This is a genomic window from Hallella bergensis DSM 17361, assembly GCF_000160535.1.
Taxonomy (GTDB): domain Bacteria; phylum Bacteroidota; class Bacteroidia; order Bacteroidales; family Bacteroidaceae; genus Prevotella; species Prevotella bergensis.
The window spans coordinates 567782-588475 of the sequence record NZ_GG704781.1 but is presented as its reverse complement, the minus strand read 5'-3'; the positions used below and the strand labels follow the sequence as shown (position 1 = coordinate 588475).

Genomic DNA, 20694 nt, shown 5'->3' with positions numbered 1-20694 from the left:
AAATAAGCGAATTTGAGAGGGTTATTTGTTCAAATAATTGACTATTTTTAATTTTTCAAAAACTACGTTCGGGATAAGCAGGTTTTTAAAGAAAAAACTGAAAATGCGTAAACAATCATTCGCTATCTTGAAGCGTACATACTCACCGTCCTCCCTCCATCTATGTTGTACATGGTGAGCATCTCTTCAAAAAATACGGGGATTTATTGTGCCAATGGGTTCATCTCAATAGCAAATTGAAACTCCATACTTTTTCTACTGAGCCCGAGGTAGACCTTGCGATTTATTTCATCTATAAATGAACATGTTTTGCTTGGTTACGTCTAAATATAAAAAATAAAACGAACTAAATAATTGAAATACAATTAGATAGTTCGTTTTATTTTTTGTCTGTGCGCCTGACAGGAATCGAACCTGCACGTCGTAAGACACTAGATCCTAAGTCTAGCGCGTCTGCCAATTCCGCCACAAGCGCTTCTGGAATGCAAAGGTACGCAATATTTTCTCAAACAGTGCAGAATCGGAGAAAAAGTTGTTAGAATTTCATCGTTAGTGCAATGCGGCGACGGCGACGGTCCACTTCGATAACCTTGACCCGGACGTGCTGATGAAGTTTCACCACGTCGTTAGGGTCTTTCACGAATCGGTTGGCCAGTTGAGAGATGTGTACCAGTCCATCCTGATGCACACCGATGTCTACGAATGCGCCGAAGTTGGTGATATTGGTCACGATGCCGGGCAACTCCATACCCGTTACGACGTCTTCCAGCGTCTTGACGCGTGGGTCAAATTCAAAGGTTTCTATCTTGTCACGTGGATCGAGACCGGGTTTTTCCAACTCCATGAGAATGTCGTGCAACGTTGGAAGTCCTACTTCGGGTGTGACATAGCGATGGATGTCTATCTTTTTTCTTAACTCCGGACTTTTCATTAGCTCTGCAACTGTGCACCCACAATCGGCGGCAATAGCCTCTACAAGAGCATAGCTTTCCGGGTGAACGCCACTGCTATCCAATGGATTTTTAGCATTAGGTATGCGCAGGAAACCAGCGCATTGTTGGAAGGCTACTGGTCCCAGACGGAGTACCTTCTTGAATTGATTCCGAGAGTCAAACGGACCATTCTCCTGTCGATAGTCAATAATGTTTTGTGCTAAAGATGATCCAAGTCCGCTTACATAAGTCAGGAGATTTTTACTGGCCGTATTGACATTGACACCAACCGAGTTGACACATAGTTCTACAGTTTGGTCGAGACTGTGCCTTAGCCTGCTTTGGTCAACATCGTGCTGATATTGTCCCACTCCAATGCTTTTCGGGTCAATCTTTACAAGTTCTGCTAAAGGATCCATGAGGCGTCGGCCAATGCTGACGGCTCCCCGTACAGTGATATCTTGGTCGGGAAACTCTTCTCGGGCCACTTCGGAAGCTGAATAAATGCTTGCTCCGTCTTCACTCACAACGTATGTGGGAATATCTTTAATCTGTCGCAGGATGTCTGCCGTTTCGCGCGAACCCGTACCGTTGCCTACAGCGATGGCCTCTGCCTTGAATTTTGTTGCTATTTCTTCAAAGCGCTGCAAAGGCGACTTGCTGTTCGGTTTAGGTTTGTCGGCCTGGTGTCCTACGGCAAACACTACATCATGATAAAGCAAGTTTCCCAGTGCATCGAGCATCGCCACTTTACAACCGGTTCGTATGCCGGGATCTACACCCATCACTCTTTTTTGTCCCAGTGGTGCCGCCAACAAAAGCTGTCGCAGGTTTGTCTTGAACACTGTTATAGCTTCATCGTCAGCCTTTTCCTTACTCAGGGCAGCAAATTCATTCTCAATTGATGGCCGTATGAGACGTTTATAGCTATCTTCTACAGCTTCCTCTACTAATCTTTGGCATGTTCCGGAGCCGTGTACATAATAACGCTTGAGCCTGTCCACACATTCCTCGTCATCGGCTGTGATAGAAACTTTGAGTATTCCTTCATTCTCCCCGCGTCTCATGGCTAACAGGCGGTGGGACGAACATCGTCTCAACTCCTCGCTAAAGAAGAAATAGTCAGAATACTTCTGTGCTGTTTCCTCATCCTTCATCTTGTTGATAACACGCGAGGAGATTGTGGCATCACGCCGGAACACACGTCGCACATTTTGTCGGGAGCCTTCACTTTCGCTGATGTTTTCAGCTATGATGTCTTGTGCGCCTTTCAGGGCAGACGCAACATCTTTGACATCTCCCTTGACAAAACGTTCAGCTATGTTTTCTGGCGTATGTTCGCGCTGTTGCATGATGATGTTGGCAAGGGGCTCGAGACCTTGTTCTCGTGCAACCTGAGCGCGTGTACGGCGACGCGGCTTAAAAGGCATGTAGATATCCTCCAGTTCCGTGACATTCCAACTATCATGGATGCGATGACTCAGTTCATCAGTGAGCTTGCCTTGTTCGGATATAGTTTTTAAAATGGTATCCTTGCGCTTTTGCAGTTCTTTGAGCTTATCGTTGAGATCACTGATTGCTGCAACCTGTACTTCGTTGAGGTTGCCCGTGGCTTCCTTTCGGTAACGGCTGATAAAGGGAATGGTGCAGCCGGCCTCAAGAAGGTCGAGCGTGGCATCCACCTGAGGCTCCTGAATGTTGAGTTTAGAGACAATGAATGGAGTGAATATGTTCATGTCATTTAAGTTAATCTGAAACTAAAGAAATAAAACAAAATAGCTGTATTCTCAAAACTGCTTGGTTAAGCATCGGAATTAGCTTGGCACATATCAGTTCAGGGCGAACAGGTCCCGATTGAGGATAATAAGGAACCTTTCATCATTCAATACTGATTTCTCCAACCTGAATGTTTCCTGATGGGCAGAGGATTCTTACATCGCTCACCCCGGATCGATTGACCTTCCATTTGAAAGTATCATCAGTAACTTTTCCCGAATAGACATCTAAGAATTGGCCGCCACCACTTGATAGTTGAAGTGTAAAGGGTGCGCCCTTCGACGTGCCGGGTCCCCAATGGATAACCACAACGTTGGTTCGTTCTTCGGCAGGAACTGAAACTGTTATGGATGATTTTTTAGTAGCTGACCAATAAGTGGAGATGTCATGATCGACAGCCTTGTAAGCGTCATCGGATGCAGGATCAGTTTCGACGACCAGTCGGGCAGTACCTGAGCCTGCAGGCTGAGTTTGCAGGGTGTCGATAACGCTGAATACTCCTTCCAGCCTGATATCTTCTGAAGAGGCGCCTATCATTATTTTGAACTCCCCGGGCTCAACTACCTTCTCGAAGTCTTTGTTGACCAGCTTAAGATGCTCCGGCTTGATAGTGAATGTCAGAGTTTTTGTTTCTCCTGGTTTCAGGTGTATTCTATCAAATCCCCGGAGATTTTTCTCATAGGTTGTTACTGAACTTATTACATCGCGGATGTATAGTTGCACAACCTCGTCTCCTTCCCTGTCACCTGTATTGGACACGTCACAACTGATGTTGATGGAATCGTTGAGGGTCATGGTCTCTTTCGACAGCCGAAGATTAGAATATTTGAAAGTGGTATAGCTCAGCCCATGGCCAAAGGAGTAGAGAGCGCCGTTAATACGTGAAGCATTGCCTTGCAATCCCAGCTTGTTTCCTCCATCAACTTGTGAGGCCGGCTTCGACGGGAAGTTGAACGGAATCTGTCCCACACTCTTAGGAAAAGTAACCGTGAGCTTTCCACCGGGATTGTAGTCACCAAACAGAACGTCTGCCACGGCCGTCCCACCCTGAGAGCCTGGGTACCATGCCTCCACGATGGCGGGAATGAACCGATCAGCCCAATTAACAGACAGTGGACGTCCGTTGATTAACACCAGGACAACGGGCTTGCCGGTAGCCTGGACAGCTTTCAGCAAATCCAACTGGCGCCCTGGCAGATCCAATGAAGACCTTGATTTGTTTTCTCCGCAGGTGCGACTGTTGCCACCCAAAACAACGATGGCTACGTCGCTCTCCTTGGCCAATGCGACGGCATGGTCTATATCTTGCTGTTCCTGGCTTGTCATGGGATAGCCGATGATTTCTGATTCTGGCCAGTGAGGGTCTACAACATCACAACCCTTGGCGTAAGAGACCTCAATGTTGTTTTCCACCTTGTCTCTAATACCTTCGAGGACGGTTGTCACGTCGACGGCGAGTGGACCATAGTGGGTGAGTGCGTAGGAGGCATCGTCGGCGTTGGGGCCGCACACCAGGATACGCCTGAGTTTGGAACGGTCCAGGGGAAGCAGCCTGTCTTGGTTCTTGAGCAATACGATAGATTGGCGCGAAGCTTGCAGTGCCACAGCCTGGTTGCGCTCACTGTTCACTTCCTGGTCCGCTGCTTTTAAGTTCATTTGGTAAGGATTGTCGAAGATGCCGGTAATGAATTTAACGCGAAGGATATCTCCAACCAACCGGTCGATGACAGACATTGGAATTCTTCCCTCGCGGATTAGCTCTCTCAATGGCAGGACAAAAGAGTCTGGCGAGCGGAATGTGCACCTCACATTAAGTCCGGCCATGACAGCCTGATAAACTGCCTCTTTCATGTCGGCAGCAGTATGGTGCTTGGAGAACAGATATTCGAGGGCATCACTGTCTGAGACGATATAACCCCTGAAGCCAAAACGATGGCGCAGAACTTCTGTTAGCCAATGATAGCTTCCTTGAATGGGGATGCCATCATAGTCGTTGTACGAGCTCATTGCACCAAGAAGTCCAGCTTCTTGCACCACTCTTTCCCAAGGATACAGGTGGATGTTCTCCACCTCGCGCGGTGGCATTTGCGGGTCTACGCGCGACATGCCTTCCCGTCCGCCTTTGTTGTTGCTGTATGCAGCAAAGTGCTTTGCCGTCGAGGCCACCTGAAAATCAGTTTGCAAGCCTCTTGTCATTTGAATACCCAGTTCGGCAACGAGGAACGGACTTTCACCATAAATCTCTTCGTAGCGTCCCCAGCGCTGATCCCTGCCTACGTCGAGAATAGGTGCATAGACGTTCGTGTATCCGAGCAACCGCGCCTCGCGTCCCGTGATATAGCCTACTTGGCGAATCAGTTGGCGGTTCCATGTCGTACCCAGTCCCAACTGCGTAGGAAAATTAGTTGCCTTATAACTTTCTATACCCCTGATGCCTTCATTGGTGAAGTCTACGGGTATGCCCAATCGGGTCTCCTCAACAAAGAATCTCTGCACCTCATTGATAGCCCATGCATGCTTTGAAGCCGGCCAAACCCAAGGGTTGTCCGATGGTGGCAACCCCCATTGGACAAAGCCATTCAGGTGTTCGTCAATGGCTCCAATGCCGTCCTTCCATAATTTTTGTTTCCAACCGGCATTGGGAAGATCATCCTCCAAGACCCGTTTGTATCCATATAAGGTCACCATTTGGTTGGTCTTTTCCTCTATGGTCATTTGTTCAAGAAGGTCATTGATGCGGTCGTTCAATGGTGCGGAAGCATCCTCGTAGGTGTCTTTCTTGCCGTTCTTGTTCAGGTCTATCCAACCTTGTCGATAGATTTTATTCTTGGGTAAGTTGTAAACCGATAGATTGGAACGATAACTGTTCGGACGTTGTGCAGAGACCTGGTTCCCCATGGCAAGGCACAACAGTGCTAAAGATAATAGGTAACGCTTTGTTTTATCCATATACTTTTGATGATTGAACCAAAGATTTTATTCACATTGACTTATGGGTTGCGGAGAAATGCTCGTGCAGCTTCAATAATCGTGTCTTGTCCACGCCAGAAATCCACAAGGCTGAGTGATACAGAAATGTCAGGCATGATACCGTCTTCGGTGCTTTGTTTGTCCTTGTCATACATGGGACATGCCGAGAAGCGTACACTCCAGCCGTTTGGTATTTCACTTGAAAAGGGCAGTCCGGCACCTCCGCCAGTCTTGTCTCCCATGATGGTTGCTTTGGGACAACATTTCATGTATTTTACAAATTCATTGGCAGCAGAAAACACTTGTCTGTTGGTCAGCACTACTACTTTCTTTTGCCATCTTACTCTCCTTGCCGGTTTCAGTGTTTGCTCTGTCATTTTTGAGAAGTCGTTGTGACCCTTCCCTGTCTTATGTCTCATATATCCCACAAGCAGAGGTTCGTTGGTGAATCGTGCTGCCAATTCCTCTGCCGAAGTTACAAGACCTCCGCCGTTTTGTCGCAGGTCGATGATGAGTCCGTTGCATGGAGCAAGATATAGGAGAATCTCGTCAAGGTTGCTTGCTCCAATGCTGTTTTGGAATGTGGAACATTGGATGTATCCCACGTTATCATCTAAGATTCGGTAGCGAAAACCGCCTGCGATTTTATAGTCAGTGCCCAGATATTTGTTAATCAGCGTGTCGCTGTAGTTACTTGGATATTTCTCGTGAAATCCCCAATACCGTCCAAGATCGAAGGGAGAGAACAGATTAACATGCCCGTCTTTTACCTCGGCCAGCATATTGCACATCACCTCAAACAGCTGGTTTTTCGTCATCTCCTCATTGATTTGCTTGCTGTATTTTGAGTACACCTCATTCCAGTCCACACCTTTCTCTTTAAAGAAGCAATAGTGTTCGTCCATAATCTTCCACAAGGCTTCGAAGTTGCCACGAGGGTTATCGGCAAATTCATCTTCAGTGACGCAAGCTGACAATGTCAGCAGGATAAGAGAAGTGATAGAGAGTAGGAACTTATTTTTCATAGCAGTCAAGCCTTGGTAAGTATAGGGTGGGGGTGATCAGTATTTCCAACCCAGTACAATAGCATGGGTATATTGGTGATATTTTAGGCTGTTGGCTTCCATTTGCCGCAGGTCGCCCATATAACCGAAACTCAGTGTTGTGCGCCAAAGTTTAAAGTCGAGAGTGAGTCTTTGATACAGTTGAGGTGCCTTGAAAGGAGTGATCACTACAATGTTGTGATCATAGTTTCCTTCTGAGAAAATTTCATAATAGGATTGCCCGTAATTAGGCGAGAAAGCTAAACCTATCAAGGGCGTCGACACTTCATAGTTTAATTTAAGAGGGTACTTCCATATACGGAATTTCCACATGGTTCGAATCGCCGGATTTACTGAGAGCGAGATGCGGGCTTGTGCAGGATTGTTAGAATTCCGGGTATTGTATGACCCACCCAGCGTGCCATCAGCCAGTCCCCCAATCCTGACATTGATGTCATAACCTTCTAACTCCCAGCCGTGATACCATCCTATCTTAAAGTTGTACATCGCAGTAAGCAGTGACTTGTTATTACCCCGTGTGCCTGCCGATGACAAAAGGAGATGATGCGATGATTCGCGCGAAATTTTGCTATTGGTTCGTTGTCGTAGCGATTGCGCTGTGTACCTTATTTCCGTACCTTGGAATGTTTCCTGTGACAGGTAAGTGTCGAGAATACTGGTATGTCCCACTGCGAGCATACCCGATCGCTCTGTTTGCACTGGATTTTTCGATGTTTTCACGTCGTCCTGTGCAATAACAGTCATGCTTATCGCAAGCCACAGAGTCGCGACAAGTATCTGCTTATATCTGTTGTTAGGCATGCTAATCATTGTCATTGAACAGGCTGAGCTGTCCGGTCATCTCGTCAATGATCTGTTGTTGCGACTTGCCCGCATCCGGATCAAGATTTTCCTGCTCATTGCCCTCTTCTTCTATGATTTCTGGTTCAGGCTTCCGCATTGGCTCCAGCTCCTCTATTCTGGCCACATTCCATGTCGACACACGCTTACCCTTCGCCTTGAAACCCTTGACCCCTATATATTCTTCTGCATCAATTTCCATGGCTGGACGTACCGCGTCATCGCCACCGAAAGTCACCTTGAAGCGTGGATAGGCAGTGTCGGTGAGCAGTATGAGCTTACTTTCCGGATTGTCACTGATATAATTTTGATGTCGTTTGGTTGCTTCCATACGGAATCGCTTGATATAGGGATAGTCTTGGTTGTCGGCATCATAAAGCAGAGCGGTCCAAATTTTATTGGCATCCCATTTCTCCAACACTTTGATATTTTTCTCATAGTGGTTGTTCGCATCAAAGTCAGAGATATAGAAATCGCCGTTGTCAAGCACTACCAAAATGCTGTCGCCATCGTTGAATTCTCCGAGTAAGCGACCGTGATCCTCGTAGTTAATGCGATTAACGTCCTGATCAAACCAAACCTTACGACCACCCAACGTGGAGCGTCCGTGGCTTTTTAAAGTGATGCGATGCACGCCTCGCTTCGTCAATATGTTGCCCTTAGCTGTTCGCCCTTTGATCTTGACATCCGAGAAATCCATTTCCAAGAATATGTTTTGTTTTTTCTTTTTGGGATCTGGGTCGAGTGTCACCTTGATAATTTCGGCTTCGCCATTGGGATTCGCTGTGAAATAAAGAACCCTTGAACCAGGCTTGCCTTGTGTGATGTCGTATTCGCGGTCTCGGGTCATGCTTGTCACATTGAACCGTTTAATATAGCTATACCCATTTTTACCGTCACGGTAGACAGCATTGTAAATGGTACGCTTGTCATTCTTGTTGAATACCTGCACCCATATAATATTTTTGCCTACAAATATCTTGTCGGCAACCTTCATAACTTTGTATTTTCCGTCACGGTAGAAGATAATGATGTCATCAAGGTCAGAGCAGTTACACACAAACTCATGTTTTTTCAACCCAGTTCCAACAAACCCGTCCTGACGGTTGATATATAGTTTCTCGTTAGCTTCGACTACTGTGGCCGCATCGATGGTGTCGAAGCTGCGAATCTCCGTGAGTCGCGGATAGTCTTTGCCATATGTGTTCTTCAAATGCTTGTACCAGGCAATGGTGACATCGGTCATGTGAGCCAGGTCGTGGTCGATGCCCTTGATCTCGGCCATCGTCTTTTTCATCAGTTGGTCGGCCTTGTCCTTATTGTATTTCAGGATTCGTTGCATCTTGATTTCAAGCAGCCGGAGGTAGTCATCCTCCCTGATTTCCCTGATGAGATCTTTCTTGAACGGTTCGAATTTGCTGTCCAGAAAAGCCAGCACAGCCTTCTGACTGGGTGCCTGTTCAAATTTTTTCTCCTTATACATCCGCTCTTCTATGAAGATTCGTTCTAAGGAAGCGAAAAACAACATTTCCTCCAATTCGCCCTTGCGAATGAGCAACTCCGTCCTGAGCAGTCCCATCGTGCGGTCAGCATTATGCTTGAGCACGTCGCTGATGGTAAGGAAAGCCGGCTTGTTTCCATCTATCACGCAGCAGTTGGGCGAAATATTGATTTCACAGTCGGTGAATGCATACAGAGCATCAATCGTTTTGTCCGATGATATCCCCGGGGAGAGCTGCACTTGGATTTCCACGTCTCGTGCGGTCATATCAATGACGCGGCGAGCTTTGATTTTCCCCTTTTCAATGGCTCTGGTGATCGATTCCTGAAGCGATGCTGCCGTCTTGGTGAAGGGCACTTCTCGGATAACGAGCGTTTTACTGTCGAGTTTTTCGATTTTAGCACGCACGCGCACCGTTCCTCCACGCTGTCCGTCATTGTATTTTGATATGTCAATAGCTCCGCCGGTGGGGAAGTCGGGATAGAGTTCAAATTCCTTACCCCGGAGATAGCTGATGGCGGCATCGCACAGTTCGTTGAAATTATGTGGCAACACCTTACTACTCAGTCCCACGGCAATACCTTCAGCTCCTTGAGCCAACAGCAAGGGAAACTTTACTGGCAATGTTACCGGCTCCTTGTTGCGACCGTCATAACTTTGCTGCCATTCCGTAGTCTTGGGGTTGAATACGGTTTCCAAGGCAAACTTCGAGAGTCTGGCTTCAATGTAGCGAGGGGCAGCAGCACGGTCACCAGTGAGAATGTTCCCCCAGTTTCCCTGCGTATCAATGAGCAGGTCTTTCTGTCCAAGCTGCACGAGGGCATCGCCAATGGACGCATCGCCGTGGGGGTGGAACTGCATGGTGTGACCCACGATGTTGGCCACCTTGTTATATCTGCCGTCGTCCATGCGTTTCATGGAGTGCAGAATGCGCCGCTGCACGGGCTTCAGTCCGTCCTCAATGTCGGGCACGGCACGTTCCAATATCACGTAGGATGCATAGTCGAGAAACCAGTTCTTGTACATGCCACTTAAGTGGTGCACCGCAGATGCATCAAATTGCCCTGCTACCTTGTAATCCGAATGCAATTCCTCACCACTATATTCGTCAGTACTTTCATCGGAATTCTCTTGGGGTGTTGAGTCCTGATGATGGTTTCCATGTAGGATGTTGTCGTTCTTATCTTTGTCTTTGCTTTTATCGTCGTCCATAGGTAATTTGACTATACTGTTTTAGACTTCAAAGATACTAAAAAAAATGGAAAAGCAAGAAAGTCAAATGTCAGATTAACTTTATCGACATTTTATATTTCGTATACTTTGTTGACGGTTGGGTGCCTTGTTTTCTGATTATAATTTTAAAAAATAGATTTGGCACCATCATATAGCCCTATTATTCCAGCACTTGGATACGAAAGTCAAGCCTTATGGTCGGCGACTTTGCTTTTTACGTTCTTCTGCTGAATATGTAATTCGTGTGGCGTTAGCCAGTCGCAGGGCTTGTTTCACTTCGGTAATAATTCCCATAGGGGTGTCCTTGTCTGCCTTGATCGATACAGTCATATGTCGACGGTCTTCAGGAGACATACGTGCTTGCTCTGCCGACACGTAATCGGCAATCTTATCAATAGAAACAAATTTGTCATTAATCTGCACACGAGTATTGTATTTGCCCGAGGTTTGCACCTTGGTAGAGGGATGTCCTATATATATATAGGTGACGGCTGTTTTCTTGGTGAGTCGTGTCAGCTCTGTACCTTGTGGTACATGGAATTTTACCTTCACGACATTCTTTTGCATGTGTGTAACGATCATGAAAAAAAAGAGAACCGTAAATATCAAGTCGGGCAATGAGGCCGTGTTGAGTCCGGGAACCTGATGCCGACGGTGAGAAAACATACTCATTCCTTGCCTCCTTCCGCCGAAACCTGATTTCCTTCTGTCGGTATTCCATTATATTGCTCTGCAATGCGCTGGGGACATTCCAACTTCACCCTGTCGCGCTGCTCTTGGGAAAGTGAAGCATAATCTTGATGAAAAAGGCGCCGTGAAGTTTCATTCCTAAGATTACGATAAGCTGAGACTAACTCATTTTGCATTTGAAAATAGATGTCGTATTTCGCCTCTGGTGCCGCATCTATTTTAATAAGGTGCTTTTTTCCGATTTTTCTTACAAACGCTTCCGTATGCCGGCGCAGCTGCTTCATCGCTATAGGTTTACCATCGGCTAACAGCTTGTTATCGGCTGTTAGCCGTAATGTCATCATGGTTCCTTTGGCTACGAACGACTCTTCCTGCTCCTGCACTTCGGCAGGAGGGAGCTGGCGCATCAATCCTTTGTCCACATCCATATTGGTTGTGACAAGGAAAAAGATCAACAGCATAAAGGATATGTCTGCCGTCGATGTGGTATTAAGTTCGGGTACTCGATGTCGTCGATGGTAGAATCTCATTTCCTACGAGTATATTTTGATGCGCCATAGATCACCGTTCCTATGGCAACCCCCATCAGGATAAGCGATGTGTAGATGAACATGTCCGACATTTTCAACCAGAATTGGTTGGTAAATGGTATGCCGTTAATAGTCATTTCAGCAGACGAACCAGCAATAAATGTCAACAAGAGTAGCCCCAATACCCCAATTGTAATACTGTAACTGATCTTCTTTACAGCAATATTGTTATCGTAGCTCTCACCTCGTCCCCTGATTTTCAAAGCCCGTACAACAGCCCACAGGGATATGCCAACGCCTGTCGCAGTGATCAAATAGCCTAACACGATAACGGCATCCGTAAAAAGCGGGGCGTTGAAGTTAGGATTATCAGTAAAAGGACGTTCGTAACCAGCAAGCCAAAACAACGCAAAAACGGCTATACACAACGCTGTCAACACGTAGAACACACGCATCGACATCTTCTCGGCAGACCATTTCTTCATGTTGTTCATAGCTGTTATTTAGAGTTTTTCAGCTTATACCTCATCACACTGTCGAGCAGACTAATGGCCGACTCTTCCATCTGTGAGGTTAAATGTTCGATTTTAGAGAGAATGTAATTGTAAAAAATTTGCAAGATTAATGCCACGATAATACCAAAAATCGTGGTAATTAAAGCCACTTTCATTCCAGATGCAACGATCGTTGGGCTAATATCGCCTGCGGTTTGTATCTGGTCGAAGGCCATCACCATACCAATAACCGTTCCCAAAAAACCTAAAGATGGTGCCATTACAATAAAAAGGGTAATCCAGGAGCATCCTTTTTCGAGGTTAGCACTTTGGACCGAACCGTAGCTTACAACAGACCGCTCAATATTGTCAATGGTTTCGTTTATGCGTTCCAATCCCTGATAGCAGATTGAAGCCACTGGTCCGCGAGTCTCACGACATTGTGATTTGGCACCGTCAATATCGCCGGATGCCAACTTCTTGTCGAGATCATTCATAAATTTTTTAGCGTTGATTTCCGACAAACTCAAATAGATCATGCGTTCAATACAGAAAGCCAAACCAAGAACCAGCGCAAGGGCTACCAATGACATGAAGCCGGCATTACCCTCGATAAATTTGGTCTTCAAGGCTTTGTGAAAACTGACACTTTCTATCGGTGTCATCTGGGCACTGTCTGTCTCGGTTAATACTTCGTCAAGAAAGTCGTCCGATGCCGCACTGTCAGCCCTCTCCTGCAAGTCGGCTGAATCAGCGTGTACTTCTGTGTTTTTATCCACTTTTTTGCCTTGCACATTGGGCGTGCTTTGTGCATGCAGGAAACAACAGCATAAGACTAAAATGAAGGGTAATATGAGACGTTTGACCAAGTTTTTCATCTCTATGGGGAATTAATTCAAAAATAAAAATGGTCAAACATTCTGCGGAGAGAGGGGGATTCGAACCCCCGAAACGCTTTTGGCGTTTACGCGCTTTCCAGGCGGGCCTCTTCAACCACTCGAGCATCTCTCCTTGATTGTGGCTTGACCTTGTAAAATTTTATTTACAGCTGCAAAAGTATTACATTTCGTGCAAATAAAAGAAATTTGGTGTTTAATTTTATGTTTCTTTAATGATTTTTTCCAGATAGCAGATTAGCGATGTACAACTCTATTCTGGGCCTCATGTGGTCGTCTGTCGAATGCGAGACGATTGTCTATCGGACGCGAAACGATCGTCTGTCAACCGCAATACGATCGTCTTTCGACCGCCAGACGCTGCCTAACTATCCTCATCTCGTTGAGAAAATATATAAAGGCATTAAAAGGTTGCTCACCTTGGTTTGGTTGGTGCCTATTCAATGCCTGTTTTTGACTGTTTCGAGTATTGCTGCATCCATGTTTCTTGTTTTTATAAAAGATATCAAATGACCTGCAACACCATGAATTAGGTTCCCATCTTGTTAATTTAATGCCTTTTCGTTGCTTTAATCACGGAAAAAGCAGTAACTTTGCACAAAGTATATTCAATAAAAATATGAAATATGGCACAAGATGATGTTTTCAAGAAGATAGTGAGCCATTGCAAGGAATACGGCTTTGTCTTCCCAAGTTCAGATATTTACGATGGACTCGCAGCTGTTTATGACTACGGTCAGAACGGAGTGGAGCTTAAGAATAATATCAAACAATACTGGTGGCAGTCCATGGTGCTGCTCCATGAGAATATTGTGGGCATCGATGCCAGTATCTTCATGCACCCCACGGTGTGGAAGGCCAGTGGCCACGTTGATGCATTCAATGACCCATTGATTGATAATCGAGACTCCAAGAAACGTTATCGTGCCGACGTACTGATCGAAGACCAGATGGCCAAGTACGATGAGAAGATAGAAAAGGAAATCAAGAAGGCAGCTAAGCGATTTGGCGAGAGTTTTGATGAGGCCAAGTTCCGCGAGACCAATCCCCGTGTGCTTGACAATCAGAAGAAGCGGGAGGCATTGCATGCCCGCTATGCTGAGGCCATGCAGGGGCCAGACCTCGAAGCCCTGAAACAAATCATCATTGATGAGGGTATTGTTGATCCCATCAGCGGCACAAAGAACTGGACCGATGTGCGTCAGTTTAACCTGATGTTTTCCACAGAGATGGGGTCGCTTTCAGATGCAACCAACAAAATATACCTGCGTCCGGAAACAGCTCAGGGCATCTTTGTGAACTACCTGAACGTGCAGAAGACTGGCCGTATGAAACTGCCATTCGGTATTGCTCAGATTGGTAAGGCTTTCCGTAATGAGATTGTTGCACGCCAGTTTGTGTTCCGCATGCGCGAATTTGAGCAGATGGAGATGCAGTTCTTCTGCCAGCCCGGCAGTGAGATGAAATGGTTTGAATACTGGAAGAAGGCTCGTCTGGCTTGGCATGAGGGACTTGGTATGGGGCATGAGAACTATCGTTACCACGACCACGACAAGTTGGCTCACTATGCTAATGCAGCCACTGATATTGAATTCAAGATGCCGTTTGGTTTTAAAGAAGTAGAAGGCATCCACAGCCGCACTGATTACGACCTCTCACAGCACGAAAAGTTTAGTGGCCGCGGTATCAAGTATTTTGATTCGGATACCGAACAGAGCTACGTGCCCTACGTGGTGGAAACCTCTATCGGCGTGGACCGTATGTTTCTCAGTGTGATGTGCCACGCCTACACCGAGGAACAGTTAGAGAATGGCGATACTCGCGTAGTGTTACGTCTGCCAGAGGCGTTGGCACCCGTGAAATGTGCAGTGTTCCCGCTTGACAAGAAGGATGGACTGCCTGAAATAGCACACAAGATTGTGGACGATTTGAAGTTCCACTTCAATACCCACTATGGTGACCCCAAAGATTCTATTGGCAAACGCTATCGCCGTCAGGACGCAGTAGGAACGCCATTCTGCGTGACAGTTGACCACGATACGCCCAATGATCACAAGGTAACTGTGCGTTTTCGTGATAGCATGGAGCAAGAGCGCGTTGATATCAGTGAACTGCGATCCATCATCGAGGACCGTGTGAGCATTACCTCGCTGCTGAAGAAACTTGGCAAACAAATTGAAGGTTGGGATCAATAAGACTTTAGAAGTAGAAAGATAAACAAGCAAAAATGCAGTAAATTTTATGAATTACATCTGTAGTATGAAGAAGTCGTCTATCAATATATTAAAGGGTATGGTAGTTTTTTTACCTTTTTGCCTTTTTACCTTTTTACTTTTCAGTTCCTGTTCAGAGTCGTCAGACGATGTTGAGGAGTTTGAAGATTGGCAAAACACCAATATCAAACGTTGGAACAGTATCTATGCCCAGGCTAAGGAAAGTGTGGCCAGAGGGGATACTAACTGGAAAATTTATAAAAACTGGAGCTACGAGGATTCAGTTCATGCCGATAATACCTCATATATTGTGGTGCACGTGCTGAATGAGGGCTCTGGAGTGGGGTGCCCCCTGTATACTGATTCTGTGCGAGTACATTACAGGGGCAGACTGACCGCTTCAGCCTCGTACCCCAATGGCTATGAGTTCGACTCCTCAATGGGTAGCAGTACAGCGACTTATGAGACTGCCGCCCCAGCACAGTTCCATGTTAGTAAACTTACCGACGGCTTTGCCACGGCTCTGCAGCACATGCACATTGGTGATGAGTGGGAGGTGTATGTGCCTTGGACATTGGGTTATGGAACGAAAGCCAATTCCTCAATACCGGCATACTCCGTGCTTGTATTTACCATCAAACTCGTTTCTTACTATTCTGCAGGACAATCGGTTCCCGATTTCAAAGCCAAGGGGAACTATAGCTGGCAGGTCGAGTAGGCGAGAAGAGATTGTCGGGAATCTCTCCCGAATCACTTTCTGTGTACGCGCACACTTTCTTGACACAGGTCAAGAATTATATCTTTTTGTATGAAAAAACAATCGAATGGTTGTTGAGTTTGATAATTCACTCTATCTTTGCATCGTCTTCAGAACAGAAGACAGTCCGATACATGAGAATGTGTCCTACGATTAGTCAAATGACATGAAAATTAGAGAGACATTATAGGAGGATTTGCTATAGCAGAGATCATGAGTCAGCACAGAAAATGCATGCCAACAAATAGAATAGTTCGATAGGTACAGAATGGCAATAGAAAAGATGTAAATTCAGGAAACAAGAAGATAGGCCAGAGAAGTAACCAACAAAAGGTAGCTGAGCAACCGTGATGGATGCGCCTGTCGCAAGCAGTAGCTTTGACGAGTCAGGATAACAGGAATGGAAGGAGAGGTAGAAAGATTGATGATGTCAGAGAGCAAATCATGTGAGCAGCAAAGGGCTGCCACATGTCGATGGTGGAGAGGCAATCCTGTGATGGGATTTCTATTTTAAAGAGAGTAGACTACTCCATATATGTGAGGCGATTCCGCAAGGAAAATCGCCTTTTATAATGCAGTTTCATTTTGCATTTTATGTAAAACTATGTACCTTTACACGCGCAAACCATATATATGTTAAGTAACAAACGAAGTGAGGCTTTGCTGGCTAAGATACGGGAGCAACTACCGTTGAGTGGCAGGGAGAAGTTCAACCTTATTGTAGAACTGAGTATTCCGTCCATGCTGGCACAGATCACCACGGTAATGATGTTTTTTATCGATGCATCTATGGTGGGACATCTGGGAGCAGAGGCCTCCGCAAGCATCGGCTTGGTGGAAACCACCACGTGGCTCATGGGCTCGGTGATGAGTGCAGCGAGTATCGGTTTTTCCGTACAGGTAGCTCATTTCATTGGAGCCAACGATTTCTTCAAGGCTCGGCAGGTGTTTCGTCATGCCATTGTTTGTGGTTTGATTTTTGCATTACTGATGAGTGCAATAGGAGTGACTATCCACAGTCCGTTGCCTTTTTGGCTGGGAGGGGGAGCAGATATTGCTTCCGATGCTTCTGTCTACTTTCTTATTTATTCGCTCACACTTCCCGTGGTGTTGCTCTATCACCTGATGAGTGCCATGCAGAAGAGTTCCGGCGATATGCACATCCCGAGTATACTGAGCATTATTCTATGTATACTTGATGTAGTTTTCAACTATTTTTATATCTATATACTTGAACTCGGCGTTATGGGAGCCGCTCTGGGTACAATGAGTGCCTATGTTTTGACAGTAATCCCCATGTCGTACATGGCCGTGCGTCGTAACAAGATTTTGGCGCTCCATCTTGACCATACGCCTTTTGTTTGGGTGTGGGATTATGTTCGCAATGCCCTGAAAATCAGCTTGCCCATTGCTATTCAGTCTGTGTTGATGAGTGGAGCGCAAGTGGTGAGTACGCTCATTGTGGCTCCGCTGGGCAACTTTGCCATAGCAGCCAATTCGTTTGCCATCACTGCGGAGAGTCTCTGCTATATGCCCGGTTACGGTATCGGCGAAGCGGCCACAACGCTGGTGGGGCAGACCCATGGTGCGGGGCGCAACGACCTGTGTCGGAGTTTCGCTCACATGACCATTGGTATCGGTATGCTGGTTATGGCGTTTATGGGTGTGTTGATGTATATTTTTGCACCGGAAATGATCGGATTCCTCTCTCCCGTGGACGAGATTCGCGAGCTTGGTGCCGCAGTATTGCGCATCGAGGCCTTTGCTGAGCCGTTCTTTGCCGCTTCCATCGTGAGCTATTCTGTGTGTGTGGGAGCTGGTGACACCCTCAAGCCCGCTGTCATGAATCTTATTTCAATGTGGTGTGTGCGTCTGTCTTTGGCTTATTATCTTGCCCAGCAGTACGGACTTAAGGGTGTATGGGTGGCAATGGCCAGTGAGTTGACGTTCCGTGGCATTATCTTCCTGGTACGTATATGGCGCGGTAGTTGGATGAAATCGCTGAAAGTTTCGGCCAAAGCTTGAACTATCATATTGTTGGTGAACTGCAAAAATAAAAGGACTCAAGCCTTAAAGTATGCCTCCAGTGTTTCTCTGGCACTGCCTTTTTCGTTAGAGAGATCTTCAACGATTTGCCCATGTTCGAGCAAAGTTATTCGGGTGCTGATGTCTACGGTGTGTTGCAAATTATGACTACTGATTAGTAGGGTTGCTCCCGTGTTGGCATGATAATCAGTTAAAAGTTTCTTGAGAATGTTTTGTCCTGACGGATCAAGAAAGTTAAAGGGCTCATCAAGAATGATTAATTCTGGTTGGGTGAATAAAATGGAGATGATCCCTACTTTTTGTTTATTACCTGCGCTGAGGTTTCGAATATATTTTTTCTGTCCGAAAATTTCGCCATTGGTAAAAGGAAGATATTGGCCTATAGGACTTGACTCAATGTTTTTCCAGTCTATGGTCTCTATTCCGTTTACCTTGGCTATGAAATCAATATACTCTTCCGGAGTAAGAAAGTCGATGAGAAATCCTTCGTCAATATATGCACCTGTTATTTTTTTCCACTCCTCTGACTGTGCCGGATCGATGGGATCTGGCTCTTGGTCGCCCTCCTCTTTCATGGGGGTGAGAAACACATTACCTTGACTGGCCTGGAGCAAATCGAGCATAAGACGGAACAGGGTGGTTTTGCCAGCACCGTTGTTACCTACCAGTCCTAAGATTTCTCCGTGATGTATGGTGAACTGTGGGATGTTTACAACGGTTTTCTCACCAAATGATTTAACCAGATTGCTGATATCTATTTGCATAAAATCTGTATATCGTTGTCAAAACAGGATACCCTTGGTGGTCGCAAAGGCAATTGCCCAACAGCCACCGTAGCGGCGTGGGCTAACTTATCCCAAATACTTCATCAAAATTTTAATATTCCCGCTTTCACGTAGTTTTGCAATGCTCTTTTCCCTTATCTGTCGAACCCGTTCGCGTGTCAGACCTAAACGATCGCCAATTTCCTCAAGTCCCAGTTCATGGCATCCTATGCCGAAACATTCTCTAATAATGGTTATTTCTCGTTCTTTTAGAACACTCTCAAGTACGGTATTCAGCTCTTGAGCCATGCTTTCGTGATCAGCCCTCTTGTCTGTTCTGGTGTCATCTCCACTGGCCATAATGTCTGCCATAGAGTTGCTTTCATCTTCCTGAAAAGGTGCATCTATGCTCACATGATGTCCGTCGGCCATCATGCTCATCCTTATCTTACCTGCTTCCACATCAATGGCTTCGGCTATTTCCTGAGTGCTTGGACGGCGCTCGTGCCTTTGCTCGAAATTGTTGATTTCCTTGTTGATTTTGCTCAGAGTTCCAACTTGGTTTAAGGGAAGCCTCACAATTCGACTTTGTTCGGCGATAGCTTGCAGTATGCTCTGGCGAATCCACCACACAGCATATGATATGAACTTAAATCCTCGTGTCTCATCAAACTTTTCAGTAGCCTTGATAAGTCCGATGTTCCCCTCGTTTATCAAGTCAGTTAATGATAATCCTTGGTGTTGATACTGTTTTGCGACAGATACAACAAAGCGAAGATTGGAAGTGATGAGTTTGTCTTTTGCCCTCTGACCTTCTCTGCCCCCTTTCCGAATCTTTTGGGAGAGCTCTATTTCCTCGTCAATCGATATGAGGGGTGCGCGTCCTATTTCAACAAGGTATCTGTCTAATGCTTCGCTGGAACGGTTTGTTATACTCTTCTGAATCTTAAGTTGTCTCATGCTTATAAAATGGTAATAAAAAGCTTTTAATAAAACGATTTATTTAAAAGCGAACTAAATATAGTAAAAATAAATAAGAGTAACAATTTCATTACCCTTATTTACAAAATTATAACATTCGTTTACAAGCAGAACTGAGGTATGAAACCCGGTAAAACTTAATTGCTACAACATAATATATCACATGTCAGTCGGGTGACTACGTAAGTATTGCTCAGCTTTTTCCAATTCCGCAGGTGTATCAATTCCAATTGTTTCAACATCAGTGAACCCAACTTTAATTTTATATCCATTTTGAAGCCATCGCAACTGCTCCAAACTTTCTGCTATTTCTAATGAAGACTGTGGCAATTGCGTGATTTTTTCTAATACATTTTTTCGATACGCATAGATGCCAATATGTTTGAGGAAAGGGAAATGATTAATCCATTCTTTTTTTTCAACCCCTCTTATAAATGGAATTGGAGAACGAGAAAAGTACATGGCAAACTGATGGTTGTCTATAATGACTTTGGGAGAATTGGGGTTCTCAACCGCTTCGATATCCGAGAACACTTTTCCGATGGTACCGATCTGGGTGTCAGGGTCTTCAAAAAGTTTGCACAGGGTGTTGATTTGAGAATGCTGTACGAAAGGTTCATCTCCTTGGATGTTGATGATTATTTCTGCATCGGTTTTTATGTGACTGACCGCCTCTTGTATCCTGTCAGTTCCACTTTGATGGTTTGCTCGCGTCATCACGGCTTTTCCGCCGAATTCCTTCACTTTGTTGAAAATTCGTTCATCGTCTGTGGCTACCCATGTTTCGCTTATAATCTGTGATACTTTTTCATAAACATGTTGAATGACAGGTTTTGCTGCAAGTAGCGCCAAAGGTTTGCCTGGGAATCGGGTTGATGAGTATCGTGCAGGGATAATTGCAATTTTCTTCATGTTTTGGTCTTTGTTGATAGTGCAAAATTACGAAAATATAAACAACGGGGCTTATTTAATAATGTTAAAATCGTAATTTAAAGATTTAAATATCA

15 protein-coding genes and 2 tRNA genes are annotated in these 20694 nt (G+C 45.5%); 3 read left to right on the top strand and 14 right to left on the bottom strand.

Going from position 1 to position 20694, the window contains the following annotated elements:
* Window positions 1-393 precede the first annotated feature (393 nt).
* The 11 genes from HMPREF0645_RS06415 to HMPREF0645_RS06365 all read right to left on the bottom strand — a co-directional run bounded on the left by HMPREF0645_RS06415 (window position 394) and on the right by HMPREF0645_RS06365 (window position 13041).
* A tRNA-Leu gene (locus HMPREF0645_RS06415) sits at window positions 394-475 on the bottom strand.
* A gap of 60 nt (window positions 476-535) precedes the next feature.
* Window positions 536-2668: a Tex family protein gene (locus HMPREF0645_RS06410; RefSeq protein ID WP_007174107.1), complete on the bottom strand. Its 2133-nt coding sequence runs from the start codon at window positions 2666-2668 to the stop codon at window positions 536-538.
* A gap of 142 nt (window positions 2669-2810) precedes the next feature.
* On the bottom strand, window positions 2811-5657 hold the full coding sequence (locus HMPREF0645_RS06405) for a glycoside hydrolase family 3 C-terminal domain-containing protein (protein ID WP_007174106.1): 2847 nt from the start codon (window positions 5655-5657) through the stop codon (window positions 2811-2813).
* A 41-nt stretch (window positions 5658-5698) separates the two neighbouring features.
* Window positions 5699-6703 (bottom strand): S41 family peptidase, encoded by a 1005-nt coding sequence (locus HMPREF0645_RS06400; protein ID WP_007174105.1) that lies wholly within the window; start codon window positions 6701-6703, stop codon window positions 5699-5701.
* 36 nt (window positions 6704-6739) lie between these two features.
* Window positions 6740-7543: a DUF3316 domain-containing protein gene (locus HMPREF0645_RS06395; RefSeq protein WP_044123443.1), complete on the bottom strand. Its 804-nt coding sequence runs from the start codon at window positions 7541-7543 to the stop codon at window positions 6740-6742.
* A 1-nt stretch (window position 7544) separates the two neighbouring features.
* A complete protein-coding gene (locus HMPREF0645_RS06390; protein WP_007174103.1) occupies window positions 7545-10295 on the bottom strand; it encodes a DNA gyrase/topoisomerase IV subunit A in 2751 nt (916 codons plus the stop codon).
* A 213-nt stretch (window positions 10296-10508) separates the two neighbouring features.
* The gene (locus HMPREF0645_RS06385; protein WP_007174102.1) at window positions 10509-10988 is read right to left on the bottom strand and encodes an ExbD/TolR family protein; all 480 of its coding nucleotides are present in this window, start codon (window positions 10986-10988) and stop codon (window positions 10509-10511) included.
* Entirely contained in the window at window positions 10985-11536 is a 552-nt protein-coding gene (locus HMPREF0645_RS06380; protein WP_044123343.1) for an ExbD/TolR family protein, read from the bottom strand. The genes HMPREF0645_RS06385 and HMPREF0645_RS06380 overlap by 4 nt, the downstream gene beginning before the upstream one ends.
* Window positions 11533-12030, bottom strand: coding sequence for a hypothetical protein (locus HMPREF0645_RS06375; RefSeq protein ID WP_007174100.1), 498 nt, complete (start codon window positions 12028-12030; stop codon window positions 11533-11535). The genes HMPREF0645_RS06380 and HMPREF0645_RS06375 overlap by 4 nt, the downstream gene beginning before the upstream one ends.
* 5 nt (window positions 12031-12035) lie before the next feature.
* Complete coding sequence (locus HMPREF0645_RS06370; RefSeq protein ID WP_007174099.1) at window positions 12036-12908, bottom strand: MotA/TolQ/ExbB proton channel family protein; 873 nt, start codon at window positions 12906-12908, stop codon at window positions 12036-12038.
* A 45-nt stretch (window positions 12909-12953) separates the two neighbouring features.
* Window positions 12954-13041: transfer RNA gene (locus HMPREF0645_RS06365), tRNA-Ser, on the bottom strand.
* Window positions 13042-13552: 511 nt separating this feature from the next.
* Here HMPREF0645_RS06365 and HMPREF0645_RS06355 point away from each other — a divergent pair.
* The 3 genes from HMPREF0645_RS06355 to HMPREF0645_RS06345 all read left to right on the top strand — a co-directional run bounded on the left by HMPREF0645_RS06355 (window position 13553) and on the right by HMPREF0645_RS06345 (window position 17921).
* A complete protein-coding gene (locus tag HMPREF0645_RS06355; RefSeq protein ID WP_007174097.1) occupies window positions 13553-15121 on the top strand; it encodes a glycine--tRNA ligase in 1569 nt (522 codons plus the stop codon).
* Window positions 15122-15218: 97 nt separating this feature from the next.
* Entirely contained in the window at window positions 15219-15857 is a 639-nt protein-coding gene (locus HMPREF0645_RS06350) for a BamJ family beta-barrel-assembly machinery protein (protein WP_052300840.1), read from the top strand.
* A gap of 672 nt (window positions 15858-16529) precedes the next feature.
* The gene (locus HMPREF0645_RS06345) at window positions 16530-17921 is read left to right on the top strand and encodes an MATE family efflux transporter (protein ID WP_007174095.1); all 1392 of its coding nucleotides are present in this window, start codon (window positions 16530-16532) and stop codon (window positions 17919-17921) included.
* Between the two features lie 38 nt (window positions 17922-17959).
* Here HMPREF0645_RS06345 and HMPREF0645_RS06340 read toward each other — a convergent pair whose 3' ends face one another.
* From HMPREF0645_RS06340 to kdsB, 3 genes are all read right to left on the bottom strand, one after another.
* A complete protein-coding gene (locus HMPREF0645_RS06340) occupies window positions 17960-18706 on the bottom strand; it encodes an ABC transporter ATP-binding protein (protein ID WP_007174094.1) in 747 nt (248 codons plus the stop codon).
* A gap of 87 nt (window positions 18707-18793) precedes the next feature.
* Window positions 18794-19666 carry a sigma-70 family RNA polymerase sigma factor gene (locus tag HMPREF0645_RS06335; RefSeq protein WP_007174093.1) on the bottom strand — a complete coding sequence of 291 codons (873 nt, stop codon included), beginning with the start codon at window positions 19664-19666 and terminating at the stop codon, window positions 18794-18796.
* Window positions 19667-19846: 180 nt separating this feature from the next.
* Window positions 19847-20599: a 3-deoxy-manno-octulosonate cytidylyltransferase gene (kdsB, locus tag HMPREF0645_RS06330; protein ID WP_007174092.1), complete on the bottom strand. Its 753-nt coding sequence runs from the start codon at window positions 20597-20599 to the stop codon at window positions 19847-19849.
* Between the last annotated feature and the right edge of the window lie 95 nt (window positions 20600-20694).

Coding starts and splice junctions, on each gene's coding strand:
- HMPREF0645_RS06345 (WP_007174095.1), top strand. CDS start 16,530: ATGTTAAGTAACAAACGAAGTGAGGCTTTGCTGGCTAAGATACGGGAG.
- HMPREF0645_RS06335 (WP_007174093.1), bottom strand. CDS start 19,666: ATGAGACAACTTAAGATTCAGAAGAGTATAACAAACCGTTCCAGCGAA.
- HMPREF0645_RS06405 (WP_007174106.1), bottom strand. CDS start 5,657: ATGGATAAAACAAAGCGTTACCTATTATCTTTAGCACTGTTGTGCCTT.
- HMPREF0645_RS06375 (WP_007174100.1), bottom strand. CDS start 12,030: ATGAACAACATGAAGAAATGGTCTGCCGAGAAGATGTCGATGCGTGTG.
- HMPREF0645_RS06380 (WP_044123343.1), bottom strand. CDS start 11,536: ATGAGATTCTACCATCGACGACATCGAGTACCCGAACTTAATACCACA.
- HMPREF0645_RS06340 (WP_007174094.1), bottom strand. CDS start 18,706: ATGCAAATAGATATCAGCAATCTGGTTAAATCATTTGGTGAGAAAACC.
- kdsB (WP_007174092.1), bottom strand. CDS start 20,599: ATGAAGAAAATTGCAATTATCCCTGCACGATACTCATCAACCCGATTC.
- HMPREF0645_RS06395 (WP_044123443.1), bottom strand. CDS start 7,543: ATGCCTAACAACAGATATAAGCAGATACTTGTCGCGACTCTGTGGCTT.
- HMPREF0645_RS06385 (WP_007174102.1), bottom strand. CDS start 10,988: ATGAGTATGTTTTCTCACCGTCGGCATCAGGTTCCCGGACTCAACACG.
- HMPREF0645_RS06400 (WP_007174105.1), bottom strand. CDS start 6,703: ATGAAAAATAAGTTCCTACTCTCTATCACTTCTCTTATCCTGCTGACA.
- HMPREF0645_RS06410 (WP_007174107.1), bottom strand. CDS start 2,668: ATGAACATATTCACTCCATTCATTGTCTCTAAACTCAACATTCAGGAG.
- HMPREF0645_RS06390 (WP_007174103.1), bottom strand. CDS start 10,295: ATGGACGACGATAAAAGCAAAGACAAAGATAAGAACGACAACATCCTA.
- HMPREF0645_RS06355 (WP_007174097.1), top strand. CDS start 13,553: ATGGCACAAGATGATGTTTTCAAGAAGATAGTGAGCCATTGCAAGGAA.
- HMPREF0645_RS06370 (WP_007174099.1), bottom strand. CDS start 12,908: ATGAAAAACTTGGTCAAACGTCTCATATTACCCTTCATTTTAGTCTTA.
- HMPREF0645_RS06350 (WP_052300840.1), top strand. CDS start 15,219: ATGGTAGTTTTTTTACCTTTTTGCCTTTTTACCTTTTTACTTTTCAGT.